The following is a 15,374-nucleotide window of genomic DNA, read 5'->3' as shown; positions in this document are numbered from 1 at the left end:
GTGACGTCTAGAGTGCGCGAGGGTGGGCCGGCATGGCGGCCTGCTCCGGCTCGTCGTCCGGGCTGCGGCTACGGCCGAGGGCGTCCAATCTGCCCCAGCGGCCGGGGATGTTCAGCAGCTCGACACGTCCGACACCGGTGGGCAACTCGGGGTCGATGATGAGGTGTTCGCCCTGCGGTTCGAGGCCGAGCATGACGCGCAGCAGGAGCAGGGGCGTTCCCGTCGACCAGGCCTGTGGGCTGCAGGCGGTGGGGTACTCGACGGGGTAGGTGGTGCGGGTTCGCGGATAGCCGGCGAATGCCTCGGGCAGCCGGCCGCGGAAGTACTCGGCGGCGTCGAAGATGGCCTGACAGATGGTGGCGGCCTCGCGGCGGAAGCCGTAGCGCCACAAGCCCCAGGCGATGATGGAGTTGTCGAACGGCCACACCGTGCCGACGTGGTAGCCGAGCGGGTTGTACCGGGCGCAGTCGGTGGCCAGGGTGCGTACGCCCCAGCCCGAGAAGAGCCTGGGGCTGAGCAGAAGTTCGGCGACCCTGCCGGCGCGGGACTCGTCGACGATGCCGCTCCACAACAGGTGTCCGATGTTGGACGACAGCGCGTCGACCTGGCGCCCGTCGGCGTCGAGGGCGAAGGCGTAGAACTCCCCGTCGGCTATCCAGAACTCCTGGTTGAACCGGGCCTTGAGTTCGGCGGCCTCGCGTTCCAGGCGGTCGGCGTAGGCCGGGTCGTTCCAGAACAGGCGGGCCAGGCGGGCCCCGCGTACCTTCGCGTCGTAGGCGTAGCCCTGAAGTTCGCAGGTCGCCCGGGGGAAGCCGGGCAGGCGGCCATCACGGTAGGACACCGAGTCCCAGGAGTCCTTCCAGCACTGGTTGGGTAGCCCGGTCTCGGGGTTACGGGTCTGGTACCAGATGTATCCGGTGTCAAGAAGGTCACCGTACGTGTCGATCCACTGCAACGCTGCGCGAGCCTCGAATTCGTACGCGCGCACCAGGGTCGCGTCCCCGGTCCAGCGTTCGTACTCGTCGAGCAGGATCACGAACAGTGGGGTGCTGTCCGCGGACCCGTAGTACGGCGAGTGGGGCTGCTCCTCGAAGCCGGCCGATTCGCCGTAGCGCAGCTCGTGCAGGATCTTGCCCGGTTCCTCGTCCGAGAAGTCGTTGATCCGGGTGCCCTGACCGTAGGCGAGAGTGCCGAGGGTGGGCGGTACGAGCTGGGGGGTGAACGGCAGGGACTGCAGGCAGGTGAAGATGCTGTCGCGGCCGAACACGGTCATGAACCACGGCAGACCGGCGGCGACCAGCTCCGCGGCCACGCTGATCGACGTGTACCGCAGCGCCGCCAGGTCCACCAGACTCCGCCGGTAGGTGGCGGTTACCGACGGGCTGTCGCAGGAGAGCCTCGGCGCTGCCGCCGTCCACCGTCGCAGCTCCTCGTCCAGCTCGTCACCGGAGCGGGCGGGCCGCAGCTTCATGCTGTCCCGGAAATCCCGTTCCTGCGCACCGAGCACAAGGGTCCGCACGTGCAGCTGCGTCTGCCACTCCCCCTGGGGCGGGATACGGATCTGGAAGGTCATCCCGCCGGAGTCGACGACCCCGGTGGCCGAGCTGGAGATCACGGTCTCCCGGTGGAACCGGTCGCGCCGGTAGCGCAGTCGCAGCTGACCCTCTTCCACGATCGCCGACACCGCTGCCTTCTTGCGCTGCGGGTTCTTGATCTCGAAGATGTCGGCGAAGTCGCTCCCCATGTCCATCCGAACGGTCAGGTCCACCTCGCGATCGCCGTGGTTGAGGACCGCCAGGTCTTCCCGGAAACTGCCGCCGATCGTCCGGTCGCGGATCACGGAGACTTTCGCATCGACGTAGTGAGTGGGCTCCCCGGGAACGAGGAAGAACCGGGTCTCGAAATACCGGATGTCGTCGACCGACAGCGCATGCAGACGCTCGCCGTTCAGCGTCAGCCGCCACGTGGACAAGAAGCGGGTGTCATAAGAGAACAAGCCGGTCGGCGCACTCGGCGACGGATCAATGTCGCCCTGCTCGTCGCAGGTCAGGAACGTATTCCCGTCCAGGATGCTGATTGACCTCCGCATCTCGCGTCACAGGATCCGTGCGTGCAGCCGCTGCCGCCACGCCTGCCCGTGCGGGGCCTGCCGCCGCGCCACCTCCCGCGGGTCACGCGTGCCCGACGGGGCGGGGAAGAACCGCCGAAAGGCAAGGATCAGGCGTGCGTCACCGGCGTACGACGCCTCGTTACGCAACAGCGCAGCGGTCGTCGGCGTGTCACCGCAGATCAGCCGCTCGAACAGCCCGTGGGAGGTCGTCAACACGGCATCGGCGTGCTTCCTCTCCCGCGTCACCACGACAGCATCCGCCGCGGTCAGGTCCGCGTACCAGTGATCGGTGTGACCGTGATCAACAAGATCAACGCGAATGGTCCCGCGAATCCGTGGCGGCAACATCGAACGACCACGTTGCTCCAGCGCACCGAAAAACGCCTCGATGGCCTCACTCATACATTCTCCCGCGCACCTCACGCAGTGTAGGCAGGCGCTCACGCCCTCGCGCTGGTTTCGAGGGACCGGGGCGGGCCTGGGCGGCGGGTCCGGGACCGTGCGCCTGATGCCGTGGCGGCGTAGCTGTCCGGTCAGCCGCACCAACCGAGCGGCCGCAGAGCCCTACCGGTTCCGGTCGGTGGCGTCGGCGTGCGGGCAGAGCATGGGGTGCAGCAGCCGGACGAGTTCCGCGCGGTCGGCCACCGGCTGCGGGAAGACGAGCCGGGCGCGGCGAGGGGCACCCGGCCGGCCGTAGGCGACCACCAGGCCGTACCGGTCGATTCGAACCACCCGCCCGCCGTCGGCGAGACCGAACTGCCGGCGGAGGTAACCGGTCACCTGGCCGGCGTGGTGGTCGGCGAGGTCGGCCAGCAGCGCCGCCTCGACCGGGTGCAGCGGATCCGGCTCGGCCTCCGCGTACGCCCCGAGGTCGATCCGCCGCACGGAGCCGGCGCGTTCCCAGCGGGCCTCGACCACCTCGAAGCGGAACAGCCGGAACCGGGTGCCGACGTCGAGCAGGTCACCGGTGGGGTCGACGGCGGCGAAGTCCACCGCCGCGGCCCGCGCCTCGGCGCCGTGCAGCTGCTCCGCCCAGCCGGAGACCCAGGCGCGGCCCAGGTTAGGCGCGCCGGCCGCCGGCGGCAGGTCGAGCACGTCCAGCACGATCGCCACGTCGGAGCCGCCGTCGGTGGACCGCAGCGCGGCGGCGAGGTCGCTGACGACCGGCACCAGCAGCAGCACCCGGCCGTCCGGGTCGGTGACGTGCCGGACGTGGTGCGGGCCAGGGCGGTGGGCCACGTGGACGAGGCCGGGCAGCCGGCCCGCGATGAGGGTACGGACGATCTCCGCGGGGCTGGGCCGCATGGCACGATCTCCTCATCAGGTTAGGCTTACCTAACTCGGAGCGTAGAGCACCGGCCCGGCCACGTCTACCTGGTCTGCTCCAGCCACGAGGCGTAGAGCAGCCCGTACACCGACTCGGGGTCGCGAACGAGCTCCTCGTGCGGGCCGCGCTGCACGATCCGGCCCCGGTCCACCACGATCACCTCGTCGGCCGCCTGCGCCGTGGAGAGCCGGTGCGCGATGGCGAGCGTCGTCCGGCCCCGGGTCACCGCGTCCAGGGTGCGTTGCAGCCGCACCTCGGTGGCCGGGTCGACCGCGCTGGTGGCCTCGTCGAGCACCAGCAGGTCCGGGTCGGCGACGTACGCCCGGGCCAGCGCGACCAGCTGCCGCTCCCCCACACTCAGCGCCTCGCCGCGCTCGCCCACCGGCGTGTGCAGGCCGGCCGGGAGCCCGTCCAGCCAGTCGGCCAGCCCCAGCTCGGTGAAGGCGGCGGCCAGTTGCTCGTCGGTCAGCTCGGGACGGGCGAACCGGACGTTCTCCGCGACGGTGGCGTCGAACAGGAACCCGTCCTGCGGCACCATCACCACCCGCGAGCGCAGCGAGCCGAAGCGCACCTGCCGCAGCGGCACCCCGGACAGCAGCACGTCCCCCTCGGTCGGGTCCATCAGGCGGGTGAGCAGCTTGGCGAACGTGGTCTTGCCGCTGCCGGTCTCGCCGACCACCGCCACCCGGCTCTTCGCCGGGATCTCCACGTCGATGTCGTGCAGCACCGGCGCACCGCCCGGGTACGCGAACCCCACCGCGGCGAACCGGATGTCCAGCGGCCCGGGCGGCAGGTCCCGCCCCTGCTCGCCCGGGTCGGCGACGTCCGGTGCGACGTCCAGCACGTCCAGCACCCGGCGCCAGCCGGCGATCGCGTTCTGCGCCTCGTTGAGCACCTCGGTGGCGATCTGCACCGGCTGGATGAAGAGCGTGACCAGGAACAGGAACGCCGTCACCTCGCCGATGCTCAGCGTGCGGTCCGCGCCGAGCAGCACCCCGAGCACCACCACGGCGGCGAGGGCCACCCCGGCGGCGATCTCGCCGACCGAGCTGCCCACGATGCTGATCCGGATGGCCCGCTGCTGGGCCCGCCGCTGGTTGTCGATCGCCTCGTCGAGCCGCCGCGCGGTCCGCCCCGCGATCCCGTACGCCCGGATCACCGGCGCACCCACCACGCTCTCGGCGATCGCGCCCAGCAGCGTGCCGGTGCGCTGCCGCACCACCCCGTACGCCCCGGCGAGGCGCCGCTGGAGGCGCCGGATCACGAACACCGCCGGGCCGAACGCGGCCAGCACCACCAGCGTCAGCTGCCAGGAGTACGCGAGCATGACGGCCGTGGTCACCACCAGCTGGCCGAGGTTGATCAGCAGGATCACGCCGCCCCACTGGAGGAACTGGGTGATCTGGTCGACGTCGCTGGTCACCCGGGAGACCAGCGAGCCGCGCCGCTCGGACTGCTGGTGCAGCATCGACAGGTCGTGCACGTGCCGGAAGGCCCGTACCCGCACGTTGGCCAACGCGGTCTCGCTGACCGTGAACAGCCGGCGCATCATCAGGTAGCCGCAGGTGGTGGTGACCGCGAGCACCGCCGCGGTGACGGTCACGACCGTCCACACCACGTCCAGATCGAGGCCGCCGGTGATGCCGTTGTCGATGCCCTGCTGCACCGCCACGGGCACGGCCGCCCGGCCGACCATGTAGATCAGCGCCAAGCCGAGCGTGCCGGCCAGGCCGACCCGCAGCTCCGGGGAGAGCGCCAGGCCGCGCCGCAGCGTCCGCCAGGTCGTCTCGGTCGCCTCCGGCGCCTCGGGTGCCTCCGCGGCTGTCACCGGCCTCGCCTTTCGTTCGCGACTGCGGGGCTCGCGAGATCACTCCTCGCGCTCACCGGTCCACCTCCATCTCGAGGCCGGAGGCCAGCGGCGGCGTGACCTCGTCGTTGTACGTACGCTGCTCGGCCTGCTCGACCTCGGCCTGCTCGTACGCGGTGACCAGGTCGGCGTAGCCGGGGACGGTGGCGAGCAGCTCGGCGTGCGTACCCCGGGCCACCACCCGGCCCTGCTCCAGGTAGATCACCTCGTCGGCGAGCGCGATGGTCGCCCGCCGGTACGCGATCACGAGGATCGACGCGGCCGGCGCTCCAGGATCACCGGCCGACGAGCGCAGCCCGGCCAGGATCGCGGCCTCCACCCGGGGGTCGACCGCGCTGGTGGCGTCGTCGAGCACGAGCAGGCGTGGCCGGCCGGCCAGTGCCCGGGCCAGGGTGAGCCGTTGCCGCTGGCCACCGGAGAGCGAGGTGCCGCGCTCGCCGACCCGCGTGTCCAGCCCGTCGGGAAGGGCGGCGACGAAGCCGTCCGCCTCGGCCAGGCGCAGCGCCGCCCAGACCTCGTCGTCGCCGATGCCGGGGCGGTCCAGGGTGATGTTGGCCCGGACGGTGTCGTCGAAGACGAACGGCACCTGGGCGACGAGCGCGGCCGTGCCGGCGAGCGAGTCGGCGGTGAGGTCGCGGACGTCCACCCCGTCGATCGCGACGGTGCCGGCGCGCGGGTCGACCAGCCGGACGGCGAGTGAGGCGATGGTGGACTTGCCGGCGCCGGTCGGCCCGACCAGGGCGACCGTCTTCCCGGCCGGCACCGTGAAGCTGACCTCGCCGAGCACCTCGGCGCCGGGCAGGTGCGCCTCGGCCGGCTCGTACGCGAAGTGGACGTCGGCGAAGGTGAGGGTGGCCGGCCGGGGGTCGGCGGGATCGAGGACGCAGTCGCCGTACGGCATCTCGCCGGTGGCGTCGAGCACCCGCCGGACCCGGTCCCAGCCGGCGACGCTGCGCGGCAGCTCGGCCAGCACCCAGCCGATGGCACGCACCGGGAACGCCAGCACGGTGAACAGGAACGCCACGCTGACCAGCTCGGCGACGCTGATCGCGCCCTGCCGCAGCCGGATCGTGCCGACCACCAGCACCGCGAGGGTGCCGAGGCTCGGCAGGGTGTCCAGCATCGGGTCGAAGACGCCGCGCAACCGCCCGACCGACACGAGCGCGTCCCGCAGCTCGCGGGCGCGGGCGGCGAAGCGATCGGTCTCCTGCGCCTCGCGCCCCATGGTCTTGACCACCAGGGCGCCGTCGAAGCTCTCGTGGGCGATGCCGCTCACCTCGGCCCGCAGCCGCTGCGCCCGGGCCTGGCGGGGGGCCATCCGGCGGGAGTAGACGACGTTGAGCGCGAAGAGCGCCGGAAAGACGGCGAGACCGACCAGCGCGAGCGCCCAGTCGGTGACGAACAGCGAGGCCACCGCGCCAACCAGCATCACCAGCGTGCCGACGGCGAACGGCAGCGGCGCGATCGGGTACCACGCGGCCTCGACGTCGGAGTTGGCGTTGGAGAGGAGGGTGCCGGTGGCGTTGCGGTGGTGCCAGGACAGCGGCAGGTCGAGGTAGCGCCGGGTGACCCGGCGGCGGTAGGCGGCCTGGAGGCGGAACTGCATGTAGCCGGCGCCGAGCCGCCGGCCGAAGATGCCGACCACCCGCAGCACGCTGATGCCGAACAGCGCGACGGCGGCCAGGGCCAGGGCGCCGACCTCCACCGACCCCTCCGCGATCGCCGGCACGACCACGTCGCCGACCACCGCGCCGACCACGTACGCGCTGGCGATGACCATCAGCCCGAAGAGCACGCTGCCGGCCACCGCCACCCCGAAGATCCGCGGCTGTTCCCGGATCGCCCGGCCGAGGACGGCCAGCCCCCGCCAGAGCACGTCCCGACTCGTCCTGCTCGCCACGCTCTCCCCCGCCGTAAGCCGCAATTATCTCTCCCATCCTTACGTGTGCGGGCCAGCTCCGCCGACCCGGGCGGGCATGTCCGCGATCACCCTCCGGGACGACCCGGTCCGGGCGGCTCCCGGCGAATGGCCGCCACCGCGGCTCCGCGGTCCCGCCGCGCCGGCCGACGGGGCCTACGATCGATGCCATGCCGCGGCACGCCCGATCAGAGCGCGAGGCGCTCGCCGATCTCCTGCAGACGCTCGGACCGGACGCACCGACGCTCAACGAGGGCTGGACCACGCGGGACCTCGCCGCCCACCTGGTGCTGCGGGAGCGGCGCCCGGACGCCGCCGGCGGCATCCTGCTCCCGCCCCTGCGGGCGTACGCCGAGCGGGTCCGCCGCCGCATCGCCGCCCGGCCCTGGCCCCAACTGGTCCACCAGGTACGCCGCCCGCCGGCGTGGAGTCCGGTCAGCAACCCGCTGACCGACGAACTGGCCAACACGCTGGAGTTCTTCGTCCACCACGAGGACGTCCGCCGCGCCCGGCCGAACTGGCTGCCCCGCGACCTGCCGGTCGCGCTGCACCGGGCGCTGTGGAAGCGGGCCGCCCCGCTGGCCCGGATGGCGCTGCGCCGCTTCCCGGCCGACGTGTTCGTCCAGGCGCCCGGGCACGGGCAGCTGTCCGTCGGCCGGGGCGGGGAACCGGTCCGGGTGGTGGGCGCACCCGGCGAGCTGGTGCTCTTCCTGACCGGCCGGCAGCGCGCCGCGCGCGTGCAGGTCGACGGGCCGACGGCGCTGGCGGACCGGCTGCGCGCGGCTCGCCTGGGCATATAACTCGCTGTACACAAACGGTCACGCAACAGCATGGGATCCCCTCGACCCACTGATCGCGGCCGATCCCTGCCTCACGTACGCTGTCCCGCGCCGCCCGCCCGGGGGCGGCGCGACAGGGGGCATCATGCGGACCTTCGCGGTCTCAGCGCTTCGTGAGCCCCCCTTCCCCGCGGGACGGCACGTCGAGACCGAGCGGGTGGGAGGGGATAGCATCGCCTGGGCGCAACGCTTCGGTCTGATCACTAGCGGGCAGCGGCTCCGCCGAGCGGACGCCGCGGGGCTCGCCGGGCGTGCCTGCCCGACCGGTCCGGTCGAGCGGGTCCGCCTGCTGGCCGACCTGATCTCCTGGTTGTTCGTCATGGACGACGCCTGCGACGAGGACGGTCTCGGCGGGGCGCCCACCCGGCTGGCCCCGACCGTCGCGGCGCTGCTCGACGTGCTGGACCGGCACGGCGACCCGGGGGCGGCACTGCCGACCGGGGGCGGTCCGCTGGGCGACGCGCTGGACGACCTCTGCCGGCGGGTCCGGCACCTGGGCCCGCCCGGCCTGCTGCTGCGCTTCACGAGCCAGGTCCGCGACTACCTGCTCGCGTTGCTGTGGGAGGCGGCCAACCGGGAACACGGCCGGGTGCCCGCGCTCGCCGAGTACGTGCAGATGCGCCGGCACACCGGCGGGGTGCAGCCCAGCTTCACCCTCACCGACCTCGCCGCCGGCGGGCTGGCGGGGCCGGAACGGCACGCCGACCCGGCGCTGGTCGCCCTCGACCTGCTCGCCGCCGACCTCGTGTGCTGGTGCAACGACCTCTTCTCGTACGGCAAGGAGACCCGCGGCACCCGGGACGCGCACAACCTGGTCACCGTGCTCGCCGAGGGGTCCCGCGGGGACGAGACGGCGGCGCTGCTGGCCGCGGCCGACCGGTTCAACAAGGGGCTGGCGGCGTACCTGGAGGCGGAGTCGGCGCTGTGGGCGACCGGGGACGACGTGCTGCGGACCGTCCTGCGCAATCGCCGCGCCTGGATCCGAGCCACCTATGACTGGTCGCGGACGGCGGCCCGGTACGCCTGACCGGCGGCGTTCCAACGGGTGGGACACCGGCCGCGCCGACGGGGAGGGCTAGCCGACGCCCGGGGGCAGGCAATACTCTTCGGTAACGAACATTGGCGTGACGGCCGTCACGCCATCACCCCCCGAAGGCGGCTACAGCGATGGCTCTCGATGTACCGTACCGTTCCATCCCTGACATGTTCCTCAAGCGCGTGGCGGCGAGTCCCGACCGCCGCGCCTTTGGCTACCCCGGCCCGGACGACTCGCCGGCCTGGTTGACCTGGGAGCAAGTGGCCCACCGCGCCAAGGCGATCGCCGCCGGGCTGCACGGCCTGGGCGTCGGTCAGGAGGATCCGGTGGCAATCCTGGCGAACACCCGACTGGAGTGGGTGCTCGCCGATTTCGGCATCATGTGTGCCGGCGGCGCGACCACCACCGTCTACCCCACCACCGAGCCGGAGGACGCGACCTACATCATCGCCGACTCCGGGTCGCGGGTGTTGTTCGCCGAGAACCCGGCTCAGGCAGCGAAGATCGCCGGCGCGGAGCTGCCGCGGCTCACCCACGTCGTGCTCTTCGACGGCGCGGCGGACCCGGCCGCGGCCGTACCGCAGCTCACCCTCGCCGAGCTCGAGGAGCAGGGCGCCCGCGCCCTCGCCGCCGAGCCGGACCTGGTCGACATGCTGGTCGCCGGGATCGGTCCGGACCACCTGGCCACCCTGATCTACACCTCGGGCACCACCGGCCGGCCGAAGGGCGTCGAGCTGCTGCACGGCGGCTGGTGCTGGGAGGGCGTGGCGCAGGCCGAGCTCGGGCTGCTGCGCGAGGACGACCTGCAGTACCTGTGGCTGCCGCTGTCCCACTCGTTCGGCAAGACGCTGCTCTGCGGCGCGACCCACGTCGGCCTGCCGACGTACGTCGACGGCCGGGTGGACAAGCTCGTCGAGCTGCTCGCGGTGGTCAAGCCGACGCTGATGTGCGGCGCCCCCCGGATCTTCGAGAAGGTCTACAACAAGGCGGTCACCACGGCCCAGGACGCCGGCGGCGCGAAGGCCAAGATCTTCGCCTGGGGCGTCCGGGTCGGCAAGGAGAAGGTCGCCCTGGAGCAGGTCGGCAAGCCCGTCCCGGCCGGACTGAAGCTGAAGTACGCGGTGGCCGAGAAGCTGGTGTTCAGCAAGCTCCAGGCCCGCCTGGGCGGGCAGATCCGGGTGCTCGTCTCGGGCGCGGCGCCGCTCAGCCCCGAGATCGCCACCTTCTTCGCCGCCGCGAACCTGCCGATCTCGGAGGGCTACGGCCTCACCGAGACCAGCGCCGGCAACTTCGTCAACCCGCCGGAGGGGCTCCAGATCGGCACCGTCGGCAAGGCGATGGGCGATCTCGAGTGCCGGATCGACACCGACGGCGAGATCCTGATCAAGGGCCGGCCGGTGATGCGCGGCTACCACAACCTGCCCGAGGAGACCGCCGCCGCGTTCACCGAGGACGGGTTCTTCCGCACCGGCGACATCGGCAGCCTCGACGAGAGGGGCTACCTGCGGATCACCGACCGCAAGAAGGACCTGGTGAAGACGTCCGGCGGCAAGTACATCGCGCCGTCGCACATCGAGGGCATGTTCAAGGCGACCTGCCCGTACACATCGCAGGCGGTGGTGATCGGGCAGTCCCGCAACTACTGCACCATGCTGGTCACCCTCGATCCGGACGCGATCAAGGGCTGGGCGGCCGGCACGCCGCTGGAGGGTCGCAGCTACGCCGAGATCGTCGCCTCGCCGGAGGCGCAGGCCATGGTCGACGATTACGTCGCGCAGCTCAACACCAAGCTGAACCGGTGGGAGACGATCAAGAAGGTCACGATCCTGCCCCGCGACCTGACCATCGAGGACGGCGAGATCACCCCGTCGCTGAAGATCAAGCGCCGCGGTGTGGAGAAGAACTTCGCCGCGGAGATCGACCGGATGTACGAGGGCACGCTCGCCGAGCTCTGACCGACCCGAGCGGTGGCCCCGCACCCCGACCGGGGTGCGGGGCCGCTGCCGTACGGGGCGGGATCACAGGTGGTGGCGCCGCCAGGCGGTCTGTTCGGCCTCTGACGCGAGCTGCTCCCGCAGCGCCACCTCCCGCACGTCCCGCCGCAGCGGCGCGTCGACGACGGTCTGCCCGACGACCGTCGCCACGGTGGCGACGGCGAGCACGGAGAGGGCGAGCAGCTCCGGCAGCGGGGCGGCCACCGGCACCAGCGCGGCGAGCAGCACCACCGCCGCGACCGAGGGCCAGCGCACGGTCCCCAGCACCCGGCGGCCGAGCGCCACCAGGCCGAGCAGGTAGAGCGCGACGCCGCCGTAGAGCGCCAGCTGGTCCGAGCCGGGCAGCGGCAGCCCCCCGGTCGGCGTGGACGGATCGGCGCCCTCCTCCAACAGGCCCTTGAGGCCCAGCGCGAGCAGGATGATCCCCGCCACCAGCACCAGGTGCAGGTAGGTGTAGGCGTCCCGGGCAAGAGCGGCGCGGGTACCCGGATCCCGGGTCCGGTGCAGCGCCTGCTCGCAGGCCAGCGCCAGCGTGTCGAAGTACGCCCACCACAGGGCGGCCACCACGGCGATGCCGAGCAACGCCGCGATGATGACCGGCCAGCTCAGCGAAAGTCCGGTGGTGAAGCCGGGTCCGATCCCGAGGGCGATGATCGTCTCGCCGAGCGCCACCAGGACGATCAACACGTGCCGCTCAGCCCAGTGCCCGGCGGAGAGCACAGTCCAGCCGGTGCCGGGCAGGACCAGCCCCGACCCGTACTCGACGCCGATGGCGGCGAGCCAGAGCGCGAGCCGGACGACCTGCTCGACGCGGTCGTCGGCGAACCGCTGCGGCAGCACCGCGGCGACGAGAAGGAATCCGGTGGCGGCCAGCACCGGCACCACCGGCAGAAACCGGCGGAACCGCGAGCGTTCGTACCGGACCATCCAGCCGAAGACCGCCACTTGGCTCACCCGGATCACGAAGTAGCAGACCGCGAACACCAGCGGCCCGGGCAGGCCGCCGGGGAGGTCCCGGAATGCCTTCGGCATGGCGAGGGCGAACACGAAGGCCGCGGCCGTGGCCGCGAACCCGACGAACGGGACAACGCCCTGATCCGTACGGACGAGGTTGCCCAGCACCGCGAAGCCGGTCCAGGCCCACCACAGCAGGGCCAGCACCAGCAGGCCCTGTGTCAGGCCGCGCGCGGTCGGGTTGCCGGCCAAGGCCGTGGTGACGTTGAGGAAGGCGAAGACGAACACCAAATCGTAGAAGAGCTCCAGGCGGGTGGCCCGGGAGCCCGGCGCGCTCGGCTGGACGCCGCGCGGCCATGGCGTCCCCCGAACGCTCTCCACCTGGGCAGTCTGTCAGCCAAGGCGGTGCGGGCAGGCGGGATTGACCGACCGGCGGCCCACGCGGAGGCCCCCGGTTCCCGGCGGCGTACGTCGCCGGGATGGCCTCACGCGATGACGGCCGGCTCACCCCACTGCGGCCGGCGTGCCCGGTCCAGGTCGTACCGCACGGCGGCGATCCGGCCGACGGCTTCCACCAGGTCCGCGACGGGCAGGGTGAACGGCAGCCGGAGGAAGCGCTCCAGCGTGCCGTCCAGGCCGAACCGGGGACCGGGCGCCAGGCGTACGCCGACCTCCTCGGCGGCCCGGGCGAGCGCGCTGGAGATCGGCCCGTCGAGTTCGGCCCAGAGGGTGACCCCGCCGTGCGGCACGGTCACCCGCCAGTCCGGCAGGCGCTCGGCGAGGGCGCCGAGCAGCGCGTCGCGCTGGGCGGTGAGCTGCGCCTGGCGGGCCGCCACGATCGCCGGGGCCTGGGCGAGCAGGTGGACAGCGACCAGCTGGTCCAGCACCGGGCTGGCCATGTCGACCCCGACCCGGGCGGCGGCGAGGCGCTGCACCTGCGGGGCGGACGCGCGGATCCAGCCGATGCGCAGGCCGCCCCAGAACGGCTTGCTCATGCCGCCCACCGTGACCACCCGGGAGTGCCGGTCGAAGCTGGCGGTCGGCGGCGGTACCACCGTGCCGTCCAGCGGAAGGTCCACGAAGGACTCGTCGACGATCAGGTCGGTGCCGACGGCGTGGGCGGTGGCGACGAGCCGTTCCCGCAGCGGCGCCGGCATCAGGTGACCGGTCGGGTTCTGGAAGTCGGGGATCAGGTAGGCGAGCTTGGGCCGGCCCTGGCGCAGGGTGCCGAGGAGCAGGTCGGCGTCCCAGCCGGGCTCGTCGAGGGCGAGGCCGTGGGTGGTGATCCGCGCCCGGCGGGCGGCGAGGGCGGCGAGCGCGTTCGGGTAGCTGGGCGCCTCGACCAGGACGCTGCCCCCCGGGCTGTGCGCGAGCCGGAGGACCAGGTCCAGGGCGTGCTGGGTGCCGCTGGTGACCATGATCTGCTCGGGCGAGGTGGGCAGGCCCCGGTCGGCGTACGCGTGGGCGATCGCCTCGCGCAGCTCGATGATGCCGGTCGGGTGGTATCCGGCCCCGCCCAGGTAGCGCGGGAGGTCCTCGGCGGCGGCCCGGGCGGCGGGCAGCAGCTCGGGTGGGGCGGCCAGCGCGGCGACCCCGAGGTCGATCATGTCGCGGTCGTCGAGGGGGGTCCACAGGCCGGTGCCGGCCATCCGGTGGTTGCCGGGGAGCATGGTCCAACTGCCGGCGCCCCGCCGGCTGGCGAGGTGGCCGCTCTCCCGCAGCTCCCGGTACGCGGCGGTGACCGTGGTCCGGCTGATCCGCAGCGCCTCGGCCAGCTCCCGCTCGGCGGGTAGGCGTACGCCCAGCGGCAGCCGGCCGTCGGCGAGCAGGCCGCGGACGGCAGCGGCCAGCGCGGCGTAGTCGGGGCTGCGCCGGCGACCCGGCAGAGCGTGCCACTGGCCGAGCAGCCGGGCCAATTGGGCTCCGCGCACCTGACTCGTCATGCCACTCCCCCCGGATTGGCTCTTCTCCTTCAACGATTGGCACCTAGGGTGGCATGCGTGGCTGCGATTGGCAATCTCCGGTACCGGCCCGCACGGCGGCTGGTCCAGCTCTACGCGGGGCTCGTCCTCTACGGCGTGAGCATGACCCTGATGATCCGCTCGGGGCTCGGCCTGGACCCGTGGGACGTCTTCCACCAGGGCGTGTCGGAGCGGACCGGGCTCTCCTTCGGCACGGTGACCATCGCGGTCGGCGCGCTGGTGCTGCTGCTGTGGATCCCGCTGCGGCAGCGGCCCGGCATCGGCACGGTGAGCAACGTGGTGGTGATCGGCCTGGTGGTCGACGCCACGCTGCCGCTGCTGCCCCAGGAGCTCCCGTTCGCCGCCCGGGTGGCCCTGCTGGCCACCGGGATCGTCGCCAACGGCGCTGCCACCGGCCTCTACATCGGCGCGCGGCTCGGCCCCGGGCCCCGGGACGGCCTGATGACCGGTTTCGTCGCCCGCCGGCCGGGCTTCTCGATCCGGCTGGTCCGCACCACCATCGAGGTGACGGTGCTGGCGCTGGGCTGGCTGCTCGGCGGAAAGGTCGGCGTCGGCACGGTGGCGTACGCGCTGACGATCGGCCCGCTGACCCAGCTCTTCCTCCCCCGCGTCACGGTCCCGCAGCCGGTGACGCCCGCCCCCACCCCGGCGCCGGCGCCAGCCACCCCCTGACCTGCGCGATCATGCAGTTTCGGCCCTCGTTTCGCGCCTTCTGCCCAGGAATGACCGGGCCGAAAGTGCAAGATCGCGTGAGGGTGGGCGGAACGTGACGAGGGCGTGACGCTCGGGTGGTCGATGGGGTGGGGGTGTTTTCTTTCCCCGAGGCGCCCGGCAGAATCTGGCCATGGTGGAGAACCGCTGGCGGTGGACCGACGCCTGGATCTTCGTCTCGTTGGTGATCGCGAGCGGCGCCGGCCGGCACCGCCGAGCGGCGTCCAGCCGCCGGCCCGAAGGGGTCCGCCTCGCCGACGTGCTCTCCACCGCCGACCACCTCAACCAGTCGATCCCGGAGCGGCACGACGTCGAGGTGGCCGTCCGCCGGTTGGTCGGCGCGGGGCTGGTGAGCGTCAGCGACGGCTGGTTCCGCATCACCCCCGACGGCGAACACCTCTGGCGCACCCGCCCCAACGCCGGCCTGGCCACCACGGTCGACGCGGTGCAGAGCGCGCTCAGCCGCCGCCACACCCCGGGCGAGGCGGAGTGGCACCTGGACGAGGCCGACCACGCGGCGGCCGTGCAGGAGTACGTGGTGCGGTCGATCCCGGCGCCCCGGCGCTCTCCCGAGAACCACGCCCGTCGGGACTGACCGGGTCCGCGTACGCGAGAGGGCGCGCCGGACCGCGACGG

Annotated in this window: 12 protein-coding genes; 5 read left to right on the top strand and 7 right to left on the bottom strand. The window is 72.8% G+C overall.

Annotation, left to right across the window (positions count from 1 at the left end; all coding sequences use genetic code 11):
• Positions 1-7: 7 nt before the first annotated feature.
• The 5 genes from ACTMS0_RS07875 to ACTMS0_RS07855 form a co-directional block, all read right to left on the bottom strand.
• Complete coding sequence (locus ACTMS0_RS07875; RefSeq protein WP_441154434.1) at positions 8-2,089, bottom strand: amylo-alpha-1,6-glucosidase; 2,082 nt, start codon at positions 2,087-2,089, stop codon at positions 8-10.
• A gap of 6 nt (positions 2,090-2,095) precedes the next feature.
• Positions 2,096-2,512 carry an SCP2 sterol-binding domain-containing protein gene (locus ACTMS0_RS07870; RefSeq protein ID WP_441154433.1) on the bottom strand — a complete coding sequence of 139 codons (417 nt, stop codon included), beginning with the start codon at positions 2,510-2,512 and terminating at the stop codon, positions 2,096-2,098.
• Positions 2,513-2,674: 162 nt separating this feature from the next.
• Positions 2,675-3,415 (bottom strand): DUF2470 domain-containing protein, encoded by a 741-nt coding sequence (locus ACTMS0_RS07865; RefSeq protein WP_441154432.1) that lies wholly within the window; start codon positions 3,413-3,415, stop codon positions 2,675-2,677.
• A 65-nt stretch (positions 3,416-3,480) separates the two neighbouring features.
• Positions 3,481-5,265: an ABC transporter ATP-binding protein gene (locus ACTMS0_RS07860; protein ID WP_441154431.1), complete on the bottom strand. Its 1,785-nt coding sequence runs from the start codon at positions 5,263-5,265 to the stop codon at positions 3,481-3,483.
• A gap of 52 nt (positions 5,266-5,317) precedes the next feature.
• Positions 5,318-7,204, bottom strand: coding sequence for an ABC transporter ATP-binding protein (locus ACTMS0_RS07855; RefSeq protein WP_441154430.1), 1,887 nt, complete (start codon positions 7,202-7,204; stop codon positions 5,318-5,320).
• Positions 7,205-7,392: 188 nt separating this feature from the next.
• On the opposite strand from ACTMS0_RS07855, the gene ACTMS0_RS07850 reads away from it, so the two are divergent.
• The 3 genes from ACTMS0_RS07850 to ACTMS0_RS07840 all read left to right on the top strand — a co-directional run bounded on the left by ACTMS0_RS07850 (position 7,393) and on the right by ACTMS0_RS07840 (position 11,052).
• Positions 7,393-8,022, top strand: coding sequence for a TIGR03085 family metal-binding protein (locus ACTMS0_RS07850; protein WP_441154429.1), 630 nt, complete (start codon positions 7,393-7,395; stop codon positions 8,020-8,022).
• Positions 8,023-8,218: 196 nt separating this feature from the next.
• Entirely contained in the window at positions 8,219-9,088 is an 870-nt protein-coding gene (locus tag ACTMS0_RS07845) for a terpene synthase family protein (protein ID WP_441154428.1), read from the top strand.
• A 140-nt stretch (positions 9,089-9,228) separates the two neighbouring features.
• Positions 9,229-11,052 (top strand): AMP-dependent synthetase/ligase, encoded by a 1,824-nt coding sequence (locus ACTMS0_RS07840; RefSeq protein WP_441154427.1) that lies wholly within the window; start codon positions 9,229-9,231, stop codon positions 11,050-11,052.
• 63 nt (positions 11,053-11,115) lie between these two features.
• Here the strand turns inward: ACTMS0_RS07840 and ACTMS0_RS07835 are convergent, their stop codons facing one another.
• Both ACTMS0_RS07835 and yczR read right to left on the bottom strand, forming a co-directional pair.
• Positions 11,116-12,426, bottom strand: a complete 1,311-nt coding sequence (locus ACTMS0_RS07835) for a low temperature requirement protein A (RefSeq protein ID WP_441154426.1) — start codon at positions 12,424-12,426, stop codon at positions 11,116-11,118.
• Between the two features lie 104 nt (positions 12,427-12,530).
• Positions 12,531-13,988 carry a MocR-like transcription factor YczR gene (gene yczR, locus ACTMS0_RS07830; RefSeq protein WP_441154425.1) on the bottom strand — a complete coding sequence of 486 codons (1,458 nt, stop codon included), beginning with the start codon at positions 13,986-13,988 and terminating at the stop codon, positions 12,531-12,533.
• A 57-nt stretch (positions 13,989-14,045) separates the two neighbouring features.
• Here yczR and yczE point away from each other — a divergent pair, with 57 nt between their 5' ends.
• Positions 14,046-14,699, top strand: a complete 654-nt coding sequence (gene yczE, locus ACTMS0_RS07825; protein ID WP_441154424.1) for a membrane protein YczE — start codon at positions 14,046-14,048, stop codon at positions 14,697-14,699.
• Positions 14,700-14,871: 172 nt separating this feature from the next.
• On the top strand, positions 14,872-15,333 hold the full coding sequence (locus ACTMS0_RS07820; protein WP_441154423.1) for a hypothetical protein: 462 nt from the start codon (positions 14,872-14,874) through the stop codon (positions 15,331-15,333).
• Positions 15,334-15,374: the final 41 nt, after the last annotated feature.

The sequence above is a fragment of the Micromonospora sp. H33 genome (assembly GCF_052068455.1).
Classification (GTDB): Bacteria; Actinomycetota; Actinomycetes; order Mycobacteriales; family Micromonosporaceae; genus Micromonospora.
This window is presented reverse-complemented; position numbering and strand designations above follow the sequence as displayed.

What these genes read in the sequence shown, in the direction of transcription:
- ACTMS0_RS07875 (WP_441154434.1), bottom strand. Translation starts at nt 2,089, where the DNA reads ATGCGGAGGTCAATCAGCATCCTGGACGGGAATACGTTCCTGACCTGC.
- ACTMS0_RS07870 (WP_441154433.1), bottom strand. Translation starts at nt 2,512, where the DNA reads ATGAGTGAGGCCATCGAGGCGTTTTTCGGTGCGCTGGAGCAACGTGGT.
- ACTMS0_RS07865 (WP_441154432.1), bottom strand. Translation starts at nt 3,415, where the DNA reads ATGCGGCCCAGCCCCGCGGAGATCGTCCGTACCCTCATCGCGGGCCGG.
- ACTMS0_RS07850 (WP_441154429.1), top strand. Translation starts at nt 7,393, where the DNA reads ATGCCGCGGCACGCCCGATCAGAGCGCGAGGCGCTCGCCGATCTCCTG.
- ACTMS0_RS07840 (WP_441154427.1), top strand. Translation starts at nt 9,229, where the DNA reads ATGGCTCTCGATGTACCGTACCGTTCCATCCCTGACATGTTCCTCAAG.
- yczR (WP_441154425.1), bottom strand. Translation starts at nt 13,988, where the DNA reads ATGACGAGTCAGGTGCGCGGAGCCCAATTGGCCCGGCTGCTCGGCCAG.
- ACTMS0_RS07820 (WP_441154423.1), top strand. Translation starts at nt 14,872, where the DNA reads ATGGTGGAGAACCGCTGGCGGTGGACCGACGCCTGGATCTTCGTCTCG.